Origin of the sequence: Devosia sp. MC532 (assembly GCF_016461625.1) — a bacterium.
GTDB lineage: Bacteria > Pseudomonadota > Alphaproteobacteria > Rhizobiales > Devosiaceae > Devosia.
Window position 1 is genome coordinate 82,653 of sequence record NZ_JAEMNZ010000005.1, and the last position, 19,833, is coordinate 102,485.

The 19,833-nt window shown below is 56.7% G+C and carries 20 protein-coding genes; 6 read left to right on the forward strand and 14 right to left on the reverse strand.

Going from position 1 to position 19,833, the window contains the following annotated elements:
- Positions 1-57: 57 nt before the first annotated feature.
- The 10 genes from JHC09_RS08100 to JHC09_RS08145 all read right to left on the reverse strand — a co-directional run bounded on the left by JHC09_RS08100 (position 58) and on the right by JHC09_RS08145 (position 8,215).
- Positions 58-1,587 carry a tripartite tricarboxylate transporter permease gene (locus JHC09_RS08100; protein WP_199531521.1) on the reverse strand — a complete coding sequence of 510 codons (1,530 nt, stop codon included), beginning with the start codon at positions 1,585-1,587 and terminating at the stop codon, positions 58-60.
- A gap of 18 nt (positions 1,588-1,605) precedes the next feature.
- Positions 1,606-2,061 (reverse strand): tripartite tricarboxylate transporter TctB family protein, encoded by a 456-nt coding sequence (locus JHC09_RS08105; RefSeq protein ID WP_199531522.1) that lies wholly within the window; start codon positions 2,059-2,061, stop codon positions 1,606-1,608.
- 190 nt (positions 2,062-2,251) lie between these two features.
- The gene (locus tag JHC09_RS08110) at positions 2,252-2,584 is read right to left on the reverse strand and encodes a hypothetical protein (RefSeq protein WP_199531523.1); all 333 of its coding nucleotides are present in this window, start codon (positions 2,582-2,584) and stop codon (positions 2,252-2,254) included.
- Between the two features lie 44 nt (positions 2,585-2,628).
- Positions 2,629-3,444 (reverse strand): MFS transporter, encoded by an 816-nt coding sequence (locus JHC09_RS08115; protein ID WP_199531524.1) that lies wholly within the window; start codon positions 3,442-3,444, stop codon positions 2,629-2,631.
- 27 nt (positions 3,445-3,471) lie between these two features.
- Positions 3,472-3,918 carry a MaoC family dehydratase gene (locus JHC09_RS08120; RefSeq protein ID WP_199531525.1) on the reverse strand — a complete coding sequence of 149 codons (447 nt, stop codon included), beginning with the start codon at positions 3,916-3,918 and terminating at the stop codon, positions 3,472-3,474.
- An 11-nt stretch (positions 3,919-3,929) separates the two neighbouring features.
- Positions 3,930-4,373 (reverse strand): hypothetical protein, encoded by a 444-nt coding sequence (locus JHC09_RS08125; RefSeq protein WP_199531526.1) that lies wholly within the window; start codon positions 4,371-4,373, stop codon positions 3,930-3,932.
- Between the two features lie 41 nt (positions 4,374-4,414).
- Positions 4,415-5,356 (reverse strand): SDR family NAD(P)-dependent oxidoreductase, encoded by a 942-nt coding sequence (locus tag JHC09_RS08130; RefSeq protein WP_199531527.1) that lies wholly within the window; start codon positions 5,354-5,356, stop codon positions 4,415-4,417.
- A complete protein-coding gene (locus JHC09_RS08135; protein WP_199531528.1) occupies positions 5,353-6,042 on the reverse strand; it encodes a hypothetical protein in 690 nt (229 codons plus the stop codon). The genes JHC09_RS08130 and JHC09_RS08135 overlap by 4 nt, the downstream gene beginning before the upstream one ends.
- A gap of 57 nt (positions 6,043-6,099) precedes the next feature.
- Positions 6,100-7,068: a tripartite tricarboxylate transporter substrate binding protein gene (locus JHC09_RS08140; protein ID WP_199531529.1), complete on the reverse strand. Its 969-nt coding sequence runs from the start codon at positions 7,066-7,068 to the stop codon at positions 6,100-6,102.
- A 184-nt stretch (positions 7,069-7,252) separates the two neighbouring features.
- On the reverse strand, positions 7,253-8,215 hold the full coding sequence (locus JHC09_RS08145) for a tripartite tricarboxylate transporter substrate-binding protein (protein WP_199531530.1): 963 nt from the start codon (positions 8,213-8,215) through the stop codon (positions 7,253-7,255).
- Positions 8,216-8,397: 182 nt separating this feature from the next.
- On the opposite strand from JHC09_RS08145, the gene JHC09_RS08150 reads away from it, so the two are divergent.
- The 4 genes from JHC09_RS08150 to JHC09_RS08165 all read left to right on the forward strand — a co-directional run bounded on the left by JHC09_RS08150 (position 8,398) and on the right by JHC09_RS08165 (position 11,623).
- On the forward strand, positions 8,398-8,898 hold the full coding sequence (locus JHC09_RS08150) for a tripartite tricarboxylate transporter TctB family protein (protein WP_199531531.1): 501 nt from the start codon (positions 8,398-8,400) through the stop codon (positions 8,896-8,898).
- A complete protein-coding gene (locus tag JHC09_RS08155; RefSeq protein ID WP_199531532.1) occupies positions 8,898-10,421 on the forward strand; it encodes a tripartite tricarboxylate transporter permease in 1,524 nt (507 codons plus the stop codon). The genes JHC09_RS08150 and JHC09_RS08155 overlap by 1 nt, the downstream gene beginning before the upstream one ends.
- Before the next feature lies 1 nt (position 10,422).
- Positions 10,423-11,196: an enoyl-CoA hydratase/isomerase family protein gene (locus tag JHC09_RS08160; protein ID WP_199531533.1), complete on the forward strand. Its 774-nt coding sequence runs from the start codon at positions 10,423-10,425 to the stop codon at positions 11,194-11,196.
- 172 nt (positions 11,197-11,368) lie between these two features.
- Positions 11,369-11,623, forward strand: coding sequence for a hypothetical protein (locus JHC09_RS08165; RefSeq protein ID WP_199531534.1), 255 nt, complete (start codon positions 11,369-11,371; stop codon positions 11,621-11,623).
- A 1,245-nt stretch (positions 11,624-12,868) separates the two neighbouring features.
- Here JHC09_RS08165 and JHC09_RS08175 read toward each other — a convergent pair.
- Genes JHC09_RS08175 through JHC09_RS08190 form a run of 4 tightly spaced genes read right to left on the reverse strand, consistent with a single transcriptional unit; the run spans position 12,869 to position 17,040 of the window.
- Positions 12,869-14,002: an iron-containing alcohol dehydrogenase gene (locus JHC09_RS08175; protein WP_199531536.1), complete on the reverse strand. Its 1,134-nt coding sequence runs from the start codon at positions 14,000-14,002 to the stop codon at positions 12,869-12,871.
- Positions 13,995-14,924, reverse strand: coding sequence for a dihydrodipicolinate synthase family protein (locus JHC09_RS08180; RefSeq protein WP_199531537.1), 930 nt, complete (start codon positions 14,922-14,924; stop codon positions 13,995-13,997). Before JHC09_RS08180 ends, JHC09_RS08175 begins: the two co-directional genes overlap by 8 nt.
- Positions 14,921-15,871 (reverse strand): 4-hydroxythreonine-4-phosphate dehydrogenase PdxA, encoded by a 951-nt coding sequence (pdxA, locus tag JHC09_RS08185; protein ID WP_199531538.1) that lies wholly within the window; start codon positions 15,869-15,871, stop codon positions 14,921-14,923. The genes JHC09_RS08180 and pdxA overlap by 4 nt, the downstream gene beginning before the upstream one ends.
- Positions 15,868-17,040 carry an exo-alpha-sialidase gene (locus JHC09_RS08190; protein ID WP_199531539.1) on the reverse strand — a complete coding sequence of 391 codons (1,173 nt, stop codon included), beginning with the start codon at positions 17,038-17,040 and terminating at the stop codon, positions 15,868-15,870. The genes pdxA and JHC09_RS08190 overlap by 4 nt, the downstream gene beginning before the upstream one ends.
- A gap of 300 nt (positions 17,041-17,340) precedes the next feature.
- On the opposite strand from JHC09_RS08190, the gene JHC09_RS08195 reads away from it, so the two are divergent.
- Both JHC09_RS08195 and JHC09_RS08200 read left to right on the forward strand, forming a co-directional pair.
- Entirely contained in the window at positions 17,341-18,846 is a 1,506-nt protein-coding gene (locus JHC09_RS08195; protein ID WP_199531540.1) for an ABC transporter substrate-binding protein, read from the forward strand.
- A 64-nt stretch (positions 18,847-18,910) separates the two neighbouring features.
- Complete coding sequence (locus tag JHC09_RS08200) at positions 18,911-19,825, forward strand: ABC transporter permease (protein WP_199531541.1); 915 nt, start codon at positions 18,911-18,913, stop codon at positions 19,823-19,825.
- The last annotated feature ends 8 nt before the right edge of the window (positions 19,826-19,833 follow it).

Genomic DNA, 19,833 nt, shown 5'->3' on the forward strand with positions numbered 1-19,833 from the left:
AAGGGGTGAGGTCGGAGCGATGAAGCTCCCAACCCCACCCCAAGTTTCAGCGGCCGATCATTGATTATCTTCGACAGCAACCTCGTTAGAAACTTTGCGGATGCCCTTTTGCAGCATCGGCAAACCAGCGGTCGCTACCAGCGTCACCACGCTCAAAATGATAAAGCTGGCGGAAACTGGGGTGGATACGAACACATCGAACGACCCGCGTGACAACAAGAGCGCGCGGCGCATATTCTCTTCGATCATCGGCCCAAGGATAAAGCCCAACAACAGTGGGGCTGCTGGATAGCGTCCAAGGATCATGAACACGCCGACGACGCCAAAACCGATCACCAAGAAAATGTCGAAAACATTGTTCCGGATCGAGAAGACGCCAACGCAGATGAAGAACAGCATGGCCACATAGAGCGCGTCGTATGGGATCTTTAAGATCCGAACAAACACGCCGATGAACGGAAGATTGAGGATCAGCAAGATCACATTGCCAATCCAAAAGCTGGCAATAAGTCCCCAAAACAATTCTGGATGCTGATTGACCAGCCCCGGCCCCGGCGAAATGCCATGGATCATCAATGCACCGAGCATCACCGCCATGATTGCGTCGCCAGGAATACCGAGGCTCAAAGTCGGAATAAACGCCGATTGAACCGCTGCATTGTTGGCCGCCTCTGGCGACGAAATCCCTGCCATGGCTCCTTTGCCAAAGATTTGGGGTGTCTTCGACACCCGCTTTTCCGTGGCATAGGCTATGAACGACGCAATGGTTGCCCCGGTCCCTGGCAGAATACCCAATACCGTGCCGATCAATGTGCCACGGACAGTCGGCATCGTGCTTTCTTTGACGTCCTGCTTGGTTGGTATCAGAGAGCGCAGTGTCACCGAGTGCACCTTGAACGGGCTACCGTCACTGCGCATCAGATTGACCAAAATCTCCGCCACGCCGAAGAGACCCATGGCGATCGCCACAATGCTCAGACCATCGGAAAGCTCATTGCGGCCAAATTGGAAGCGCTGCACCCCGGTGTTCATATCCATGCCCACAGTGCCGAGCACCACGCCCGCCGCCACCATGGCCAGCCCCTTAAGCATTGAACCACCCGAAAGGGTCGATGCCGCAATCAACCCGAACACCATGATGGCCGTGTATTCGGGAGCGCCAAAAGCAAGTGCCACATCGGCCAGCATTGGCCCCATCAGCATCAACACCAAAATGGCAAAAGACCCACCGACGAAGGAAGACAGCGTAGTTACTGCCAGCGCCACACCAGCGCGGCCATTGCGAGCCAACGGATAACCATCCAAACAGGTAATAGCATTGGTCGCTGTGCCGGGAATATTGAGCAGAATGGAAGCAATCGAACCACCATACTGCGCCCCATAAAACACCCCGGCCAACATGATGATGGCGGTCGTCGGTTCCATGTAAAAGGTCAGAGGCAGCAGCATTGATATTGTCGATAGCGCCCCGATCCCAGGCAGCAAGCCGACAATCGTACCCAAGGCCACACCGACAAAGCAGAACACCAAATTGTTCCACTCAAAGGCTGTCGCGAATCCGAGCTGAATAGCTGAAAAATAGTCCATGATGAGTCCTCTCCCAGACTACCAGGGGAACGCGCGCAAAGGCATGCCAAGCCCGTAAACGAACAGCGCCACGGCCATAATGGGCAACAAAATCACGGTGATCGCGATGCGTTTCGGATTGGGCTTCGGGTAAGCAAAGGCCGACAGCAGTGCCATTACCACTGTAGAAATCACTAGCCCGGCGGGACGAAGTAGCAGGGCCCAGGCCAACAGTCCGGCAAAAATGAAAACCGCAGGCCGGAGATTTTTCAATCCCTCATCTCTTGCCTGGCCAGAGTCCGGCGTTTTCCAAGCAATTAATCCGCCGAAAAACGCGAGCACGAAACCGGCAACAACGGGAAAGAACCCCGGCCCCATCTTGCCGACAGTGCCAAATGGGTATGACTGTGCTTGTGCCGCAACGGCCAAGCCGATGGTGAGTATGACCAGCCCACCGATCCGATCGGACCAAGGGGACACTGTATTTGCGCTCACGCCGCACCTCCCAGACTGCCCGCCAGTTGCGGCGAGCCTTATTGGCGCCAGTTCTGACGCATCTCCGTTTGCAGCACTTCTACAAATCTGAGGGAACCGGCGATCCTCACACACGATCTATTCAGCATTTGCAAAGTCCTCTCCAAGACTCGACAAGCCTGCTATCTCCTTGTTCATAAATAGATTTAGACTACAATTCATTTACGTGATTTCGCACCCAAAGCAGTCCGAAAACGCTTCCGATGCGGATCGAGGTCCCAATCAGCACGCCCATAGCCAAAGCCGGCGAGGGAAACACTGTTGCGAACAGACCGATGCAGAATCCGGTGCCGATCTGCATAAAGCCATGGAGCGCTGAAGCTGCGCCGGCCCGTTCAGGATGCGTTGCAAACGCCGCCGTCATCACCGCGGGTGCGGCATGAGCGTAGCCAAAAGCATCGAGCGCCACAGGTAACATCACCGTCCAAAAGTTGGGTGGGACAATGACTGTGCCCAAAATCAATGTCAGGGCAGCGACCAGCACAGTACATGCGCCCCAGGGAACCAGAACTTCAGCCGGGAACCGTTTCAACAGCTGCCGGGCGCACAACGACCCAGCATGTACACGCCGGACTGCAAAAACATACCGACGCCGAACACTTGTGGAGACACGCCAATCTCAATGATCAGGAGGAAAGGCAGTATGCTTGCCTGGCCATAGATCGCCCCGGCACAGCCCGCTGTGCAAAGCGCAGGCCACATAAATTCCTTGCTTCGTACCAAGACCCCCATCGACTGGGCCATGGCTACGGGCCTGATCCGCGACAGGTCAATCGTCACTGTTTCTGGGATCAGCGTCGCCGCGATCACGAGAGCCACCACTCCATGGATGACCATGGTCACGAACGGCAATTGCGCCCCACCGAAAAGCAGCAAAACACTTCCCAGTGCAGGCGCAAACGCTGGCCCCGCGGCAATAATGATCGCCATCAAGTTGAGAATGCGGGATGACGCTTGTCCGGTAAACAAGTCGCGCACCAAGGCGCGGGAGATCACCAGTCCCGCCGCGGCCCCGGCCCCTTGCACAGCCCGATAACCAATTAGCCACTCCATGCTGGGCGCAAGTAAGCACCCAATCGAGCCGATCAGATAGAGGCCGAAGAAACCAAGGGCAACACTGCGTCTCCCCAAACCATCGGCGAGTAGTCCGCAGACCAACTGGCCCAACGCCAAACCGACATAGAATATGGAAATAGTTAGCTTGCCAGCAACGTCACTCGCTTCAAAGCCGGCTACAATGCTGGGCAGCGCAGGGGTATATATTGCAACAGAGAGTGGGCCAAGCGCGACCATTATCGCACCGCCCCACCCCAATTGTCGTTCGGTAATGCTCACGCTAGACATGGCAAACGCTGCACCACCGAACAGTCATTACCCGGCGACAACCATAGCTGTGCCCACGGTCAGCTTTTTGGCAACTTCGTTTTCGCACCATACGTCGAGCGTGTAGACGTTCTTGCCCTCGGCATTGACCACAACCGTGTTTACCTTGGCGCAGGCAATCACTGTGTCGTTCTCATAAATAGGAGCGATGTACTTGGTCGACAGACGGCTGCGGCAGGCAAACTGCGGGCCGAACACATCGACCAACAGGCCTTGGATCCAGTTAGTCGAAATCATGCCATCGGCGATAATGCCAGGCAGACCCTGTGACTTTGCATAATTATCATCATCATGGATCGTTGGTGGCTGAGTATGCACGCGACCATCGTCAGCGCCTATGGTTGGCTGACCATCAACATACCAGCGCATTCGTTCACGTGTCATGGCCCGAGGGCGAGTACGAAATTCAGTACCGGCTTCAAGAGAAAGCGACATCGGTATAATCCTTAAGCAGCGGCGTCAGACTTCTGGGCATAAGCGAGGATCACTTGGTCGCGATAGCGCACCAGCAGCTCGCCGGTTTCGACATTGCTCAATTCCATCTCAAGCAGCACATACTCACGGCCCTTCTTGAGAAAGCGCTCCTTGATGCGACCAATAACGCTGAGCTTGTCGCCCACACGCGCCGGCGCAAAAACCTCCGCATCATACTCGTAGTGAATTCGGGCCGTCGGTCCGGTCCCAGCCGGACACGCCGCATTGTAAAGACGTAGCTTATCGAGATGGATAAGCGTCGGCGGCATGATCAGCCCATCGGCCCCCTGAAAGCACTCATGGTGCATTTCTACGATGTGCGAGTATTCACGGATCACGAAGGAGCTCAGCGTGTATTCGACTGGGCCGAGCACATCGCCAACGTCCAGATCGGTAACATAACGACCGGTAGCCATTTGAACCTCTGTTGGGTTTAAGGTGTTGGAAGAGCAGCACCCTAGGCGGGTGCCCATGAAAAGACGTCAGTGATGACATCGAGTTTGGTTTGGTAAGCGGCCCATACCTGAGCCAAGTTTTCCGCGAACCAGTCTTGGGTCCACCCACCAGAACTGCGCACATCGCGGACCGCTCGCGGCTGGCTGTAAAGATACAGCTCATTGCCACGCGCACCGACAATTTGCCCGTTGAGCTGATGTGCAGCGTCGCTTCCGAGAAAGCCGATAACGGGAGCCATGTTCTCTGGCATTGATGCCAGACGTGCGAGGCGCAGTTTTTCCGCTGCTTCCGGCGTCAACAGATGCTTACGCGCATTGTCGGTCAGCTCGGTCATGCGGCTGGTGCTCGATGGCGCGATGCAGTTAGAGCGAATGCCCAGCGGCCCAAGGTCACGTGCCAAAGCGCTGGATAGCCCAACAATGCCAAGCTTGGCCGAAGCATAATTGACTTGCTGCGTGCTCCCGATCAGCCCACTCGCCGAGGTCAGATGCACGTAGGACCCACTCCCCTGTTTGACGAATTGCTGGGAAGCAGCGTGGCTGAGATAGACAGCACCCAACAGATTGGTGGCAAACACGGCCTGCCAATTGCTGAGCGTCATTTCTTCAAAAGGCGCCATCCGGATGATACCGGCATTGTTGATGACGATGTCTAACTGGCCGAATTCATCCATAGCCTGTTCGACAATCGCCGGACCGCTCGTACGGTCAGTAACACTCATCGTGTTGGCAACGGCCTGCCCGCCCTTGGCACGAATAGCCTCTACCACCACATCGACTGCGTTGACCCCGGCCTGATCGCCCGCCAGCGTCACCCCAAGATCATTGACGATCACCCGAGCCCCTTGCGTGGCCATATGCTCGCAAACGGCCCGGCCAATACCGCCGCCACCGCCGGTCACAACAACAACTTTACCGGCGAGTGTCGAGTTCAAGGTGCTCATTGTTGCCTCCCATTCCCCAAGCGGGGCAAATCATCAGCCCAATCAGCGACCTGCGCCGCCAGGGCCGCTTCCGACCAAGGCCCATCGCTATGGCCGATCCGAACCGGCCGTGGCTGACAAAACAGCTGCAAACGATCCGCTTCGATCAGCGCCATCTGTCCGGAAATCGCTCTGCCCGCCGGGCCGCAGAGATGTTTCAGGAAAGCCACAAAAGCGTCCATATCCGCTGGATTGGGCGAAACCGCTACGACATTACTGGCGACACGCTCCCGCATATCCAGTGCTGTGCCACGCGACAGTCCTGCCGCAGCATAGGCGGCAATCATACTGGCCCCTTGCCCCGTAGCACCGGGCAATGCCCTAGCATCCACCACGTGAACAATTGCCCCGCCACCAGCACTTGCCATCATCTGGAAAACGCGCTGCGACAGGGCAAACCGCTGATCGGTCTCTGTCTCTTGCTGCGCACACCAGATATCCAAATCGAGCTGGTCAAAGCGTGCCACGGAATAATCCTGCGGCAGCAGCACTACTGCGTCCGGCACCCAGCCGTCGGGAAAATCCAGAGCCGCACCATCGCCCGTGGCAATCAGAATATCTGCGCCAGCCTGTTTCAAACAGTCAGCAACGATGGACCACGGCCCTGCAGGGACCGCTCCAAGAACAATTCGCAATGTGGGGGACATAATCTTCTGCCAGTTGGGCGAGGGTTTTACCAAAACCCTCGCCGGGAGATGACGCGTTTAGTCGATCTTCAGACCGGTATCGGCCAAAGCCTGCCAGTCGGCAATATCCGCACCCAAGGTGACATCGGCGTCATAGGGGCTCGAACCAGTAGGGGTCATCCCAACAGCGAACAGACGCTCGGTGATGATTGGGTCAGCCACAGCCGACGCAATCGCGCCGCTCAGCTTTTCAACGACATCATCCGGCGTTGCCTTCGGCACAAATGCACCAACCCAAATAGTCACGGTACTGTCGGGATAACCCGCCTCGGCAATGGTCGGCACATCAGGCAAATCAGCCCAACGCTCGGGCGACGTGACTGCCAATGCCTTTAGCTTGCCTTCCTTGATCAACGAGGTGGCGGTCAGGGTATCGAACACCAGCTGCACTTCATTGGCCATCAGGCCAACTTGCGATGGGCCACCACCAGCGTATGGAATGTGGACCATTTCCGTTCCAGTGGCCTCTTGGAAGCGTTCGCCGATCAGATGGCCAGAGCCGCCCAGACCAGCCGAACCCATGTTCAACACGCCCGGATTGGCCTTGGCATATTCAACCAGTTCTTCAACCGAGTTCACGGGCAAGCTTGGGTTCACCACCAGCACGAATGGCCCACCGGCCACAATCGACACCGCACGCAGATCATCTGTCGTGTTATACGGTAGGTTTTGGTTAAACGCGGCGTGAATGCCAATCGCCGAAGTATGGAACAGAACAGTTTGTGCATCCGGATCGGATTTCGCAACAAATTCAGTCCCGATCACGCCCGACGCGCCCGGCTTATTCTCAACCACAAAAGGCTGACCGAGCTGTTCGCTCAGCGACTGTCCAACCAGACGCGCTGCCGCATCGGTTGAACCACCCGGATTGTAAGGAACAACGAGAGTAACGGGGCGCTGCGGATAAGACGCAGCATCCTGCGCCATTGCGCCACCAGCCAGCACTAGGCTCGCGGCCATTACGCACGCCGAAATACGGAAAGACATTTTTTCTCCTCTTGAAATGTCTTGTTACATTTCCCCTGAACCTATTGGCTCTTAACGGGAACCCTCAACGCCCAAAAACCTGCAAACATCTTCATAAATTTTGCAAAGATGTGGGCACGGCCGCGCTGGGGAAAACAAATGGGAGCCTTCGATCTGGGAAGCGGAAGAGGCTCCCACTTCCGGCTTATTGCACCGGAATATCGGCCTTCTCGATCACATCCGCCCACTTGGCGCGATCCGTGGTGATCTTGGTATTGAGTTCATCTGGCGCCATCCGTACCAGTGTGATGCCGAGATCGTTGAGGCGCTTTTCCAACTCTGGTGAGTTCACAGCCGCGGTATGGGCTTCGCGCAGACGGTCAACAACGTCAGTTGGTGTTGCTGTCGGCACAACGAAATAGTTCACCGCCGTAGCCGAGAACCCCGGTACTGCATCGGCAATTGGCGTGATTTCCGGGACCAGTGGGTCAGCGGCAAGGCTAGAAACGCCCAGAGCGCGCAGCTCCCCAGTCCGCACATAGGCGAGCATGGACGTCATCGAGTCGATTGACCAATCGACGCGACCGGCAATTACGTCAGGCAGCGATTCACCCGTGCCCTTATAAGGGATGTGTTCAACGTCGATCTCGTTCATCAGTTTGAACAGTTCCGACGCCATATGAGCGCTCGAGCCAACACCGGGGCTGGCATAAGTCATGTCGCCCGGCGCGGCCTTGGCAGCAGCGACCACATCTTCAACCGACTGGAATGGCGAATCCGCAGGCACCACCAGTAGGTTCGGCGAGTCAAAAATGGTACCAAGAACCTGGAAAGCGGTATCCGGATCGTATGGCAGGTTCGACTGCAGCAGTGGCCCGGTAATCTGGGTCGATGGCGTTGCCATCAAAAGCGTATACCCATCTGGCGTCGCAGTCGCTCCGGCGGCAGCGCCCACCGAACCACCTGCCCCAGCGATGTTTTCGATCACTACATTCTGCCCCAGCGCCTTCGCCAATTCAGGCGCATAAATACGCGCAACAGTGTCGGAACCACCACCGGCCGCAAACGGCACAATCAGTTTTAGCGGGCGCTCCGGAAACTGCGCATAAGCAGCGCTCGGCAACACAAACACCGTCGCAAGGGTCAAAACCTTTAGCGCATTAAACATCAAATCTGTCCTCCTCACAGGTCGAAACGACCGGATGAACAAGGACTAACTCAACTTCGCAGCACGCAACTTTTCATAATACGAACAGCTCCTTCTTAAGCTCAGTCATTGCCCAATCGCCGCACCAAGGCTGACAACTACGCAAAAATTCGGCGCTAAAGACAGTGCCACAGGAGGATTGCGTGCGCGAGATACAACGCGAGCTCGTAACAGCGGCGCTGTTCATGGGCTCCGGGCTCACCTATGCTGGTTGGGCCTATTTCAATTATGACTTAGGCACCTTACGTCGTGTCGGTCCTGGCCTATTTCCTGTTGGCCTCGGTACAATCCTGGCCGTCATTGGTGTGTTCTTAGCTGTTCCCGCCATGCGCGGTATGAGATTACAACCAACTGTCCCAAGTGTCTCCACTGAGGCCGGGCCGTCCCACGAAAACGCGACTCCCAATACGTTTCGTGCGGGTATTTTTGTTCTCGCCAGCCTCATTGCTTTTGCATTGGTCCTGCCAAACTTTGGCGCAATCCCCGCTATTTTCGCCCTGACGTACACTGCCGTTCTAGCTGAGCCCGGTCGCGACTATCGTACCACCCCGGCCCTTATCGCTGCACTTCTGTCAGCATTCGTCTGGCTGCTGTTTAAGCAGGCACTGAGTCTCCCGCTCACCATGTTGAAGTGGCCATTCTAATGGATTTGATCGCCAACATCGGCTTGGGGCTCTCTACTGCGCTCTCTGCCACCAATCTGTTTTATTGCGCCCTCGGCGTCGTTATCGGCATGATCGTTGGTGTCATCCCGGGCGTTGGAACAATGGCCTCCATGGCTATGCTCTTCCCGCTCTCCTTCTACATGTCGCCGGAAACCGCGCTGATTATGTTGGCGGGAATTTGGTATGGCACTGGCTATGGCGGCAGAACCGCCTCCATCCTGCTCAATATTCCTGGCACCCCCGCCAATGCCGTCACCTGCCTTGATGGCTACCCAATGGCCCGCCAAGGGCGCGCAGGCGTCGCGCTTCTGCTCACCACAATGGCTTCATTTGTTGGTGGGACTGTTGGCATTGTCCTGCTCATGGGTTTCTCGCCGATCATCGCCAAATGGGCGCTAGCCTTTGGTCCAGCAGAGTATTTTACTCTTATGGCGCTCGGTCTCATTGCCGCCTCCGCCATAACTGAAGGCTCGGCACTCAAGGGGCTGGCTATGGTGATCGTAGGCATGATCTTTGGCACGGTAGGCGCAGACGTTTATACAGGCACGCCGCTTTATACCTTCGGCATGCTCGAACTCTATGATGGTATTGGCCTTGTTCCCTTGGCAATGGGTCTATTCGGCATTGCCGAAGTCATCGCCAGCATTGGTCGCATCAAGACTGGCGACATCGACAAATCCTCCGCCAGCTTCAAAGCGATGAGGCCCACGCGGGATGATCTGCGGCGTTCGTGGTTCCCCATGTTACGCGGCTCCTCCGTGGGCGCCTTCTTCGGCACCCTGCCCGGCACCGGCCCATCGGTTGCTTCGTTCCTATCGTACGCGTTGGAAAAACGTGTCTCTAAAACCCCAGAACGCTTCGGCAAAGGCGCTGTCGAAGGGATCATGTCGCCGGAAGCGGCCGACAATTCTGCCGAAATGACCTCTTTCATCCCCACGTTGGCGCTCGGCGTGCCTGGCAGTGCCTCCATGGCCCTTATGCTCGGCGTTCTGATGATCCATGGCATCCAGCCCGGACCCGGCCTCATCAATGATGAACCTCAGGTATTCTGGGGTCTTATCATGAGCTTCTGGATTGGCAACATTATCCTTGTCTTCCTCAACATCCCCCTGATCGGTGTCTGGGTCCGGATGTTGATGATCCCCTATCACCTGCTCTACCCAGCAATTCTCGTCTTCGTTGCTATCGGCACCTACACCGTCAGCAATTCCATTTTCGATATTGGCATTGTGTTGCTGTTCGGGGCTTTGGGTTGGCTACTGCGCATCCTTAGCCTGCCCGCAGCCCCCCTACTGCTCGGCTTCGTTCTCGGCCCCTTGATGGAAGAACATTTCCGTCGCGCCATGCTCTTCTCAAAAGGCAGTTTTGGCACCTTCTTCGATAGCGGCATCACCAAAGTCGTCGTCATCCTCTGCACCATCCTGCTGGTCTGGAGCGTAACCTCCGCCTTCCGCGCCAACCGCATCGCTAAACCCGCTGCCTCCGCCCAGCCAGGGAAATAATATGACCTACAATTTCTACACCGTCGCCATTGCTGAGTTCATCGCCACGGTCACCATCGCCCGCCCGCCGGTCAACGCCCAGAACGGCCCAATGCGCGAAGAGCTGATCACCATCTTTGAAACCCTTGGCGAAATGGAAGAGGTCCGCGTCATCATTCTCACAGGTGCCGGCAAAATCTTCTCTGCCGGGGCGGACATCAAAGAGCGGGTTGGCATCACTGCCGGCGCTGGCGACTACGCCCGCAACAACCGCATTGTCCGCAATTTCTTCGATGTTGTGTCCGATTGCCCCAAACCCGTCATCGCTGCCGTCAATGGCCCAATGATTGGCGCGGGATTTGTGCTCGCCCTCTGCGCGGACATTATGATCGCCTCCGAAACTGCAAGCTTCCAAATGCCTGAAGTCAATGTCGGCCTTGCGGGCGGCACCGCCTTTATGACGGAGCATTTCGGTCGCTCGCGCGCCCGTGCGATGTATCTCACCGGCCGCACTTATCCGGCTTCCGAGCTTTATCGCCTCGGAATCGCCGAAGCGGTCGTGCCCAATGAGCAGTTGCTCGATGAGGCAATAATCTACGCGCGCGAAATCGCCTCTAAAAGCCCACTGGCCATTCAAGCGGCGAAACAAGGCTTTATCAACGTCAAGGAAATGCCCGTTCGCGATGCTTATCGCTACGAACAAACCTTAACTGTTGGCCTCTCCAAAACCGACGACGCCAAGGAAGCACAACGCGCCTTCGTCGAAAAACGCCAAGCCAAATTCGTCGGTCGCTAATGCATTTTTTCGAGCCTGGAGTAGAACCCGCCGTAAGGTAACGGGCAAAACGCCGGTCTAGCGCAGTTAGCGAACGTAGCAGATACAGGTTGATTGTGATGGAGGCGAGACCGGAAAAGTCTCGCCTCAAGTCCAACCCGCCAACCACAACGCCGTTCCGCTCGTCGGTGGAATGCAGGAAGCCGACGCTGTGATGGGCCGCGATTTCAACGTCGTCTATAAGCAAACATCGGGCATTTTGCCTGCCTTTTTCCCGAATATGGACAGCCTACGCGAAGATGTTTTCAGCGCTGGCCAAGAGCTAACGCGCATCCTGCTTGAACGGATAAATGGCGCAAAACCGTCTCTGCTCCAAACTCTCGCAAGCCCCCAACCCCATTGGCGGCCACAGCCAGCAGAAGACCTCAGCAATCACGATCCGTCGTGACTCTAGGTCTGCCGCCCCGACCCCCACAGGCCTAAGTAGTCAAATGCGTTTTTAGCAGCGTTTTCAAAACCCGGCACTGAAATCAAAAGCGAAAACAGATCTGGTGCGCGACAGGCGCCAGATCAATGACGATGCTGGCTCCAATGGTCATGCAGTCAGGTCCGAACCAGCATTGCTCCCTCAATTTTGTCAGCGATGCGCTAACCGATGGTAGGCGCTTCCAAATCTTGCGCACCGTCGATGACCATACCCGGAACTCTCGTCGCTTGATCGCCGATACGTCACTGTCCGGGCCTCGGGCGGTTCGAGAGTTGCACTACACAGCTCCCGCAAAGCCACCCAGAACGCGCTCGTGGAGTGCTTCTATGTCAACTTGAGGGACGAACGGCTCAAGGGGACGCTATTCACCTCACTGGCCCACGCCCTTTTCAATCTAACGGCTTGGCAGGAGGACTACAATACGGTCAGGCCACGCGGCAGCCTTGAAAATTTTCCGCCGGTCATCTACGCCAAACTCATCGCTCCCAACATGCAATGGGATGGAGCGCCGAGCAAATGAGAGCCTCAGGCCCGCTCCTATCGCATGATCGAACCTAAAAGGCTCATCTAACCAAAGGACTCTGTTCTCGGCTGGATAAGCTATGGGGCTAACGTCACCAGCCAAGCGCCTTCTTGCTCTGTGACCATACATCACTGCAGAGATCGGTACGACAGTGCCAATGCAATGTGCTGCCTCACCGCGGCAGTACTCTAGCAAAATACACTGCTGTAAGATTTACATCCTTTCGAGATCAATTCAGTCAGGTCCGCTAGGCTCAACTACGAGCGGAATGCCTGCTATCCGATTGCGCAAATAGTCTACTGGGTAACAGAAATGGCTTGGACTCCAGACCGACTGCATACCCCCCCACATCTGTCAGTATGCAGCGCTCGGAGAATGCCTATGAACAGACATTCATTGCAGGCAATGTGAATTTCCCGCTAGGACAGCACACCGCCTCACACGCATCGGACCCAGTGCGCACGAGAGCATGTCCGTTAAATCGCACTCCGCAAGAGATAGTCTGCTGACCACGTTGCGGACGAGTTCCCTATTTCAAAAACTGCCAATGCGCACCGGGCGGTCCCGACAAGCTGCGAGGCGCGCTTGCCTCATCGCACTCTCGAAAACGCTTAGGTGTTTCGAGTAAAGCGAACGACCTCCCACCTATCTGGTCGTCGTTGATGGTGGGAGGATGCGTTTCTTCACAGTGCGGAGCGATAGATCGCTTCGATGTCGCTAAGGCTGAAAGTGCGGGGGTTGTTTTCGATCAGCCGTTTGATGGCGAAAGCCTCTTCAGCCCACAAAGCAAGTTCATTGGCACTAGCGCCGTGGGCTCCTAGTGACATCTCTACGCCCAGCTCACGACAGTAGGCTAAGCTCGACTGTAACAGTGTCGCCTCACTGCTTGCGTCGAACCCCAGGGCATCGGCGATTTCTTGGGTCTTCTCAGGGCATACGTTGGCGTTGTAGGCCAACACATGCGGGAAGATGATCGCATTGGCCAAGCCATGCGGCAACTTGAGGCGCGTTCCTAGAGGATAGGCCAGTGCGTGGCCACCAGCGGTGTTCACCGGGCCAAGGCAAATGCCGCCATAGTAAGAGGCCAGCATCATCCCGGCACGCGCTTCGGTATCGCTGCCATCGGCAACGGCACGCTTCAGATAGCGCCCGACCAGTTCGATGCCAAGGCGCGCATAGCCGTCGATCAACGGATGAGCCCTGATATTGGTGAAAGCCTCGACACAGTGCGCCATTGCGTCAACGCCAGTCGCCGCCGTGACGGCGGGTGGCACCGAATACGTCAGTTCCGGATCAAGAATTGCAATGTCGGCAAGCATATGCGTGCTTTCGACAGCCATCTTAGCCAGCGTATCCGGATTGGTCACAAGGGCGCGAATGCCTGCTTCCGACCCCGTCCCAGATGTGGTGGGGATCTGCGCCAATGCCGTCGAGCGACCTGGAATTTTGCCTGCTCCGACGACATCGGGGATAGATAAGTCCTTATCCCACAGCGCCGCCAAGAGCTTGGCTACGTCCATCACCGAACCACCACCAAGCCCGACCACGAGGTCAGGCTTGAATGTACGAGCAGCTACGAGGGCAGCATTCACTGCTGGCAAATCTGGCTCGGGCGGAAGATCGGTGTAAACGCTCACTTCACCCTTAAGGCCGAGGCGTTCGACGAATGCCACAGTTGGGCCCATGGCGACGACGAGGATGCGGTTGTACCCCATCGCCCATTCAGCGAGACGAGACGCCGTGCCCGCGCCAATTTCCAGTCGTGCCGGTTGCACCAGCGTAATGGCGCGCGATAAAGATAAAGCGAACTCAGCCATTGTCTTCCGCCTCCAGACGATCCATTTGCGCCCAGACGGTTGCGATCTCCGCTTCGGTCAGCTCCACCAGCGGCGGACGTACACGCGTCCAACCGGCATGGTTGCGGCGCCGAGCCAACATGGCCTTGATCGTCGGCAACTGCACATAGGCGTTCGAGAGGTCGCGCCATGCATTAATCCGGGCCTGCGCCGCCTCAACTTTGTCTGCCTGTGCAGTGTCGAACCAATTGTCGAATACCACGCGCAAATGCGCGCCAATCAGGTTCGAACTGGAGGTGATGCATCCCGCACCGCCTGAACGCAGCAGCGGCAACATGAATGGATCCGCACCCGCCAGCACTGAGAAATTGTCAAAAGCACCGGTGAAAGCCTGCATGCTTTCGAGCTTGCCGGAGCTGTCCTTGACGCCGACGATTATGCCAGGGAAGGCCTCCCGTAGCCGCGCCGTCAACTCAAGCGAAATACCGATCTGCGCGATGGGAGGGATATGATAGAGAATGATCCGCAGATCATCGCTCCCAACGCCTTCGATTACCTCGGCATAAAAGCGGAACAGACCTTCGTCGCTGACGCCCTTGTAGTAAAACGGTGGCAACACCACACAGGCCTTTACGCCCGCATCGACCGCATGGCGCACGAGCGTCACGCTGTCGGCGACATTGGTCTGCGACGTGCCGGGCAGCAAGCGCTCGGCATCGACCCCAGAGGCGGTAACGCCTTCGAGCAGGGCCATCCGTTGAGTAAGGCTGAACGAGTTGGCTTCACCAGTCGTGCCAAGCAGCGCCACCCCATCGCAGCCCTCTTCAATGAGTGCTTGGGCGTGGATATTGAATGCCGACTGGTCGGGAGCACCGTCTTGTAAAACCGGCGTTGCCGCAGCGCAAAAAACACCCGAAACGGGAAGTGCAGTGGCGGGGTTCATGCTGATTTTCCTGAAACAAGGCGACACGCATAGGCAATCGCAGACTTCATGTTGACGTGGTTGGCTTTGCCGGTGCCGGCAATGTCGAAAGCAGTGCCGTGGTCCACCGAGGTGCGATCAATAGGCAGCCCCAGCGACACGTTCACCGCGGTGTCGAAAGCCACGAGTTTGATCGGGATATGCCCCTGATCGTGATACTGCGCGATCACTAGATCAAACGCGCCTGTATAGGCACGGTGATAGACAGTATCGGCCGAAATCGGTCCCTGCACATTGATGCCCTCCGCCTTAGCCATAGCCACGGCAGGCACCACTTGCACATCGTCTTCAGTGCCGAATAGACCCGACTCCCCGCAATGGGGATTGATCCCGGCTACAGCGATGCGCGGATTTTCGTAGCCCATGCGCTTGAGGTGCTCATTGCCTGCGCGAATGGTCGCCAGAATGCGTTCTGGCGTCGCCCGATCAATCGCCGTTTTCAGCGATACGTGGGTCGAGACATGGATCACTTTGAGGCGGTCAGATGCAAGGAGCATGAAGGCGGACTTCTGCCCTGTCAGTGCGGCCAGCATACCGGTGTGGCCGTCATAGTGATGCCCTGCGAGATTCAGAGCTTCCTTGTTGATCGGCGCGGTAACAATGCAGCCGATCTCGCCAGCTTGCGCATCACGCACGGCCTTTTCGATAAAGCGGAAAGCAGCATCGCCACAGCGCGGGTCGAGCTTGCCCCATTCCAACTCTGGGCCTTCGATGTCGAGATTGACCACAACCGCATCGAGATCAATCGAGACCCCGGTCACGGCACAGGCTTTTTCCAGAATGGCGCGATTGCCGTAAATACGGGTGAGCGCACGTTCGTTGGCGCCCATTTCCGCCACCGCTTTGACTGCGATTTCAGGGCCGACGCCAGCCGGGTCGCCCATGGTGATGCCGAGGATTTGGCTCACGACTTACCTCCGTCGATCCATCCCACGGGGAGACGGACGTATTTGATCGCACGCCGGAAGTAGGTGTAAGCGACATGCAATTCGCCAGCCGCGCCTTCCAGAATGTAGGGATAGGACAGCTCCTGATTGCGCCCATCTTCCGAGTTATTCGAAAGGCAAGCGCCTGAACTGCTGTCGACAACCCGACGCAGTGGCCAGGTCAGGCCGGTGTCATCGGAAATGCAAAGGGTCAGCGGCGCACGAGGAACGCCCCAGATGGGGTTACATCCCCCACTCGCGTCTGGCCGATCGTCACCCGCTTCGATTTCGTCATAGAGTGAAACCCGACGATCATCCGAGGTCGCAGCCGAGGTGGGATTACACACCATCGCCAAGCGTCCGTCCGCAAGTCGAATAACGTTGATGGACGAGTTATTGTTCGGCACATCGGTCGGCTCTGGCGCAGACCAGGTCATGCCGCCATCCAGACTTTCCGAACGATGCACAAAGTCCGATTGGCGACGGCGATAAAAGGCTACCATGTGCTCGCCATCGAGCGGCACAATGGTCATATGCACCGAGCCGATTGATCCCGGCACATCATGCAGCGTCCAGTTTGCCCCTTCATCGTGGCTAATGCCGACTGCTGCCGTATCATGGCTGCCGTTCCAGCGCTGCCCCGGCCGCGACACGCAACGGAAAATCGGCATCATCCAAGCGCCATCCTTGCGGCGTACAAATCGTCCCCGAATGAAGCACCCCAGTGGCAGACCAATCACGCGTGGCTCCGCGCCACTTAGGGCCACTCCATCAAACGCAATTTCTCGCGCCCGCAGCAGACATTCGTCCTGATTACCGGCGGGCTGCGCCGTGTGCAAAAGCTGCCACACGCCATGGCCATTCTTCCACAAAACCGGGTTTTGCTCAGACCGGTCGGGGTCATTGCTCAGCTGCGAATAAGCCCCCCAAGTCGTGTCTCCTAGCGCCAACACCGCGCTAAAAATCGAAATGTCAGACTTGCCTTCCAACGTGCCGCCGAACCAAAGGCAGGCAAGGGAACCATCATCTAAAGTCGCGAGAAACGCTGCATGGTTCTGCACCATTGGCGAAGGCAGAAGCGCTTCAAACGCGCCATTCTCACCTTCCTGCAAAACCCCATCCATCCGGACTGCTATTTCGGTCGGCAGCATGTCCCCTCCCAAGGTATAAAATCGACCATCAAACTCAACGCACAAACACATGTTGTCAAGTTTGTATTCTAACGTTTTACCTCAAACACGTCAGTCAGATCACAAGTCTTTGAGTATTTTCAGTATTTTAGATCAATTCAAAATCACCCTCGCCGCAATAATCGGTTTTTCAATTGACAACATTTATGAGTTTTCAGATAGTGCAAGCCAAGAGCTGGCAAACCAGCCCTTTTGAGGAAATAGGCCACGCGCTGCCGCAGCAGCCCATGCGCCGATCGACAACTGCGGAGGGAGGCAAACATGTACTTGAAGCCGATTTTCGTTGGCGCGCTTTTGGCGTCCACGTCCATCGCCCCGGCAATGGCCCAGGCAAACACCGACATCACCGTTGTTCTGAGCGAAGAGCTCGATCTGGTGGAGCCTTGCATGGCCACCCGTTCGAACATCGGTCGCGTAGTGATGCAGAACATCAGCGAAACGCTGACCGAACTCGACGTGCGCGGTGACAAGGGCCTGACAGGGCGCCTAGCCGAAAGCTGGGAAGATCTCGGCGAGGGTACTTGGCAGTTTAAGCTGCGTCCAAACGTGAAGTTCTCTGACGGCACCGACTTTGACGCCGCCGACGTCAAGCACTCTTTTGATCGAGTTTTCAGCGACCAGATCACCTGTGAAAGCAAGCGCTACTTCGCTGATACCGCGCTCACCTTCGACATTATCGATGCCCAGACGATCAATGTGAAGGCGGAGCCTGCGCAGCCAATTCTGCCGCTACTGATGTCGCTCGTCACCATCGTTCCGTCAGAAACACCAATCGAATTCGTCCGTGACCCTGTCGGTACAGGCCCATACGCCCTCACCGATTGGACCGCTGGTCAGCACATTATTCTTGAGCGCCGCGCCGATTATTGGGGTGAGCAGCCTGAAGTAACCAAGGCGACCTACGTCTTCCGCTCGGAAGCCACCGTTCGCGCCGGCATGGTGGCCGCTGGTGAAGCCGATATCGCCCCCCAGATCACCGCCGAATCCGCTGATAACAAGGCACTCGATTTCGCTTACCCGAATTCGGAAACCGTCTACCTGCGTATCGACAGCCAGGATGCACCGACCAGCGACATCCGCGTTCGTAAGGCACTCAATGCCGCTATCGACCGTGAAGCGTTCATCGGAACCATTCTGCCTGAAGGCACTGAACTGGCTGTTGCCATGACTCCGCCCACCACTCTGGGCTGGAATGCAGCACTCAAGCCGCCAGCCTACGATCCAGAACTCGCCAAGCAGTTGCTTGCCGAAGCTGCAGCTGATGGCGTCGACACCAGCCTGCCGATCGAAATTATCGCCCGCACCGAGAATTTCCCGAACGTCACGGAAGTTGCTGAAGCGATCACCCAGATGCTAGGCGACGCAGGCTTTAATGCATCGGTACGCATGGTTGAAGTGGCCGAACACGAACAGTTCTACTCCAAGCCCTACCCAGAAAGCGAAGGCACGCGTCTAATCATGGCGCAGCATGACAACAGCCGCGGCGACCCAGTCTTCTCGATGTTCTTCAAGTATGCGAGCGATGGCACCCAGTCGGGCGTTGCCGATCCCAAGCTTGACGATATGATCGCTAAGGCCTCTGCTGCGACTGGCGACGAACGCTCCGCGCTCTGGTCCGATGTGTTCGCCTATGTCCACGATGAAGCCGTTGCCGACGTCCTGCTGTTCCACATGGTTGGTCTCAGCCGCGTCAGCGAGCGCCTCGACTTCACCCCGACCATTGCGACCAACGGTCAGCTACAGCTGAGTGAAATCGGCTTCAAGTAAGCACGATACAACCCTGGCGGTGTCGGTTCGCCGACATCGCCGAGACGTCTAAGGGACACTCTGTATGATCAAGTTGATTGGGCAACGCGCCATCGCGAGCACATTATCGCTGCTCGTCCTGATGGTGCTCGTTTTCTTTCTCTCACGGCTCACCGGGGATCCCGCTGTGCTGTTCTTGCCCATCGATGCGACAGACCAGATGAAGGAAGAGTTCCGACGCTTGCACGGCCTCGACCGTCCTGTGATCGAACAATTCTGGTTCTATCTCGTTGATCTGAGCCAACTCGATTTTGGCGAGAGCCTGCGCAAAGCGCGGCCTGCTCTCGACATCGTGCTGGAAGCCTATGCTTGGACCCTGCCCCTAGCGTTAATCACCATGACCCTAGCTGTTGTGGCGGCCATCATACTTGGCTCTCTCGCGGCGTATAACGTTGGCGGTTTCTTTGATCGCTTAGTGTCCATCGTTTCTTTGATCGGCGCGTCAGCACCTGATTTCTGGATCGCGATTGTAGCTATCGTCATCTTTGCCCTGGGCCTGGGTTGGCTCCCCACCTCTGGCGTCGGCACGCCTTGGCATTGGGTTCTTCCCATTGCCGTGCTCTTCATTCGCCCCTTCGGCCTGATCGTTCAGGTTGTGCGCGGCTCAATGCTCTCCGCACTTGCTGCTCCCTACGTGAAAACTGCCCGCGCAAAGGGCGTTAAGAACACGCCGCTGATCTTCGTTCACACGCTTCGCAACGGCATGCTGCCGGTCATTACGGTCATTGGCGACCAGGCGGCTGCCATGCTCAACGGGGCAGTTATCGTCGAAACCATTTTCGGCTTCCCAGGTATCGGCAAGTTGATGATCGACAGCATTTTGCAGCGCGATTTCAACGTGGTTCTCGCGGCGATCATGATCACCGCGCTCGCCATCTTCATCATGAATATCCTGATCGATATCGCCTATGGCTTGCTCGATCCGCGTATCCGTCACTAGGAGCTTCC

Bases quoted from the DNA above. Each gene is read 5' to 3' on its own strand.
- JHC09_RS08165 (WP_199531534.1), top strand. From the start codon at position 11,369: ATGCAGGAAGCCGACGCTGTGATGGGCCGCGATTTCAACGTCGTCTAT.
- JHC09_RS08155 (WP_199531532.1), top strand. From the start codon at position 8,898: ATGGATTTGATCGCCAACATCGGCTTGGGGCTCTCTACTGCGCTCTCT.
- JHC09_RS08145 (WP_199531530.1), bottom strand. From the start codon at position 8,215: ATGTTTAATGCGCTAAAGGTTTTGACCCTTGCGACGGTGTTTGTGTTG.
- JHC09_RS08125 (WP_199531526.1), bottom strand. From the start codon at position 4,373: ATGGCTACCGGTCGTTATGTTACCGATCTGGACGTTGGCGATGTGCTC.
- JHC09_RS08190 (WP_199531539.1), bottom strand. From the start codon at position 17,040: ATGCTGCCGACCGAAATAGCAGTCCGGATGGATGGGGTTTTGCAGGAA.
- JHC09_RS08130 (WP_199531527.1), bottom strand. From the start codon at position 5,356: ATGAGCACCTTGAACTCGACACTCGCCGGTAAAGTTGTTGTTGTGACC.
- JHC09_RS08200 (WP_199531541.1), top strand. From the start codon at position 18,911: ATGATCAAGTTGATTGGGCAACGCGCCATCGCGAGCACATTATCGCTG.
- JHC09_RS08100 (WP_199531521.1), bottom strand. From the start codon at position 1,587: ATGGACTATTTTTCAGCTATTCAGCTCGGATTCGCGACAGCCTTTGAG.
- JHC09_RS08175 (WP_199531536.1), bottom strand. From the start codon at position 14,002: ATGGCTGAGTTCGCTTTATCTTTATCGCGCGCCATTACGCTGGTGCAA.
- JHC09_RS08140 (WP_199531529.1), bottom strand. From the start codon at position 7,068: ATGTCTTTCCGTATTTCGGCGTGCGTAATGGCCGCGAGCCTAGTGCTG.
- JHC09_RS08195 (WP_199531540.1), top strand. From the start codon at position 17,341: ATGTACTTGAAGCCGATTTTCGTTGGCGCGCTTTTGGCGTCCACGTCC.
- JHC09_RS08160 (WP_199531533.1), top strand. From the start codon at position 10,423: ATGACCTACAATTTCTACACCGTCGCCATTGCTGAGTTCATCGCCACG.
- JHC09_RS08135 (WP_199531528.1), bottom strand. From the start codon at position 6,042: ATGTCCCCCACATTGCGAATTGTTCTTGGAGCGGTCCCTGCAGGGCCG.
- JHC09_RS08115 (WP_199531524.1), bottom strand. From the start codon at position 3,444: ATGTCTAGCGTGAGCATTACCGAACGACAATTGGGGTGGGGCGGTGCG.
- JHC09_RS08180 (WP_199531537.1), bottom strand. From the start codon at position 14,924: ATGAACCCCGCCACTGCACTTCCCGTTTCGGGTGTTTTTTGCGCTGCG.
- JHC09_RS08120 (WP_199531525.1), bottom strand. From the start codon at position 3,918: ATGTCGCTTTCTCTTGAAGCCGGTACTGAATTTCGTACTCGCCCTCGG.